This is a genomic window from Paenibacillus sp. OT2-17 (assembly GCF_009827695.1).
Taxonomy (GTDB): Bacteria; Bacillota; Bacilli; order Paenibacillales; family Paenibacillaceae; genus Paenibacillus; species Paenibacillus polymyxa_B.
Map to the genome: position 1 here is coordinate 1 of NZ_WUDQ01000565.1, position 2,352 is coordinate 2,352.

3 protein-coding genes are annotated in these 2,352 nt (G+C 42.2%); 2 read left to right on the forward strand and 1 reads right to left on the reverse strand.

Annotated elements, in window-relative coordinates:
• On the forward strand, nt 1-467 hold a 467-nt coding region (locus tag GRP75_RS24610; RefSeq protein ID WP_237449176.1), incomplete at its 5' end, for an N-acetyltransferase.
• Between the two features lie 82 nt (nt 468-549).
• Here the strand turns inward: GRP75_RS24610 and GRP75_RS24615 are convergent.
• A complete protein-coding gene (locus GRP75_RS24615; protein ID WP_237449177.1) occupies nt 550-1,116 on the reverse strand; it encodes a hypothetical protein in 567 nt (188 codons plus the stop codon).
• 327 nt (nt 1,117-1,443) lie between these two features.
• Here GRP75_RS24615 and hrcA point away from each other — a divergent pair.
• Nucleotides 1,444-2,352: heat-inducible transcriptional repressor HrcA (gene hrcA, locus GRP75_RS24620; protein WP_160790631.1), on the forward strand; the 909-nt coding region annotated here is incomplete at its 3' end.

Consider the following 2,352-nt stretch of genomic DNA (forward strand, 5'->3'; position numbering starts at 1 on the left):
TGTGTAAAGATGTATTGTGCAGAAGTGCGGTTCCTGAGGATGTGGAGCCTTTATATCAAATGATTAGCGGCTATGCAGAGCGGGGGATTATGCTGCCACGTTCGAGGGAAGTGCTTACGCGCCAACTGGAGCTGTTTATTGTTGCAGAGGTGGACGGCGAAGTTGTTGGTTGTGGTTCTTTATGCAAATTGGGCGCTGATCTGGTAGAGATTCGCTCCCTTGGCATCTCTGAGGGACACAAAGGTATGGGTATTGGCTCCAAGCTCGTGGAGGGCCTTATTATAGAAGCGCGGCGGCAACGTATTCCTAAAATTATGGCATTGACCTACGAGGTCTCCTTTTTTATAAAAAACGGTTTTGATGTAGTAAGCAAAGAGATTTTCCCTGAAAAGGTATGGACCGACTGCATTCACTGTAGTAAACAAAACAATTGTGATGAAATCGCAGTGTTGAAAGTACTGAACTGACCTATCAATAATGAGGTCAGTTCTTTTTTCATCAGGACCTAATCATGCGTATATTATACAGCCTACATTGTTTAATCCTGATTCATTTCTCATATGTTTTGAGCAACCACCAAATGAATTGATGATGAGGCTCCAGTTCGGAAGGTATTCCATTCAGGCTTCTTATGGGATGGTCCTTATGATAATCAGTATCATTATAAAAGTATGCAGTGCCGTCTAATGGAACTCGGTGTTTATATTTATACAAGGCTACAACATATCTTTCAGACGCTCCGCTTCTGCTTGGACTATATGTATATCCTTCCCAATCGGCTAGTGTTAAATCATCGTAATGTTGTATAGCCGATATACTGTATTTTATTTGCTTGGGAATACTTGGACTAAATTCTTGAGGGTAAAATAAAATGGTATTCCACATGCTTAAAAGTATTGTAGGAATCAAGACCAAGGCATAACATAGGGGTCTTAATTTACGAATTAAATGGATGACTGAAATAATAAGGGCTGCATTGAGGATGAAAACCAATGGCAAAGCAGCTATTCTTCCTAGTCCTGTATACGGAAACAACTTGATTAAAATCTGAAACATACAAATTGTAGGTAAAAGTGCGATCGATGCGTATAAAAGATTGCGGCGATTAGTTCTCAAATTTAATTCCTCCTCAAGGACAAAGAAGCTATAATGGTATGGAGACATAGTCTCGAATTTTTCTATTTTCTGTGTCACTATACATAAATACGGTTTTTATACGCTGGATATTGAGATTTTTCGTGAAAAAGTGTAAACGTTGTGGATTCATTCCAGTAAACTAAACTGTTGTGATAAATCTTGTTTATTGAAAATACTGAACTGACTTGACAATGATCAGGTCGGTTTGGTATTTTTGTATTAACGGTTAGCACTCATCGCGAACGAGTGCTAATGATTCCATTTAACAATCATGCTATTATGGATAAACAACAAGGGGGGATTCGCTTGTTAACCGAACGTCAGAGACTCATTCTGAATGCGATTATTGATGACTACATTCGTTCGGCTGAGCCAGTGGGTTCCCGCAGCATATCCAAAAGGCAGGATGTCGGATTCAGCCCGGCCACGATCCGTAATGAAATGTCGGATTTGGAGGAACAGGGCTATCTGGAGCAACCCCATACTTCAGCGGGACGCATCCCGTCTCATAAAGGTTATCGTTATTATGTGGACCATCTGGTGCCACTGAATACGCTGAAGCCTATGGAAATGCGGGAACTGAAAGCCTTTTACGCCGAAAAGCTGAATGTAATGGAGCAAGTGATCCAGCATGCGTCAGGCATTTTGTCCCATATGACCAATTATACTTCCATCCTGCTTGGGCCGGAGGTTTTTCATACTTCATTGCGTCATTTTCAGCTGCTGCCGCTCAACGAAACGACGGCTGTGGCGATAATCGTGACCAATACCGGTCAGGTGGAGAATAAAACGGTAGATATTCCACCGGGAATTTCGATTTCCGAGATGGAGAAGGTTGTGAATTTACTGAACAGCAAGCTGGTCGGTGTGCCGATTTATCAGCTTAAATCGCGCCTTTACACCGCACTTGGTCAGGAGATGGAGAAGCATGTGTCTCATTTTGAGGACGCTATGAAGGTGCTGGATAAAGCACTGGATAATGAATCGGATCAGCGCTTGTATTTGAGCGGTGCGACGAACATGCTCAATCAACCTGAATTTAAAGATGTAGAAAAGGTTAAACATATTCTCGATCTGCTGGAGGAAACACCAACGCTGCTTAAACTAATGACACCTGTTGCCGGGGCACCTGAAATTCAAGTCCGCATCGGCACTGAAAATGATCATGAGGCGTTTGCCAATTGCAGCCTAATTACTGCTACGTATGCAGTAGAT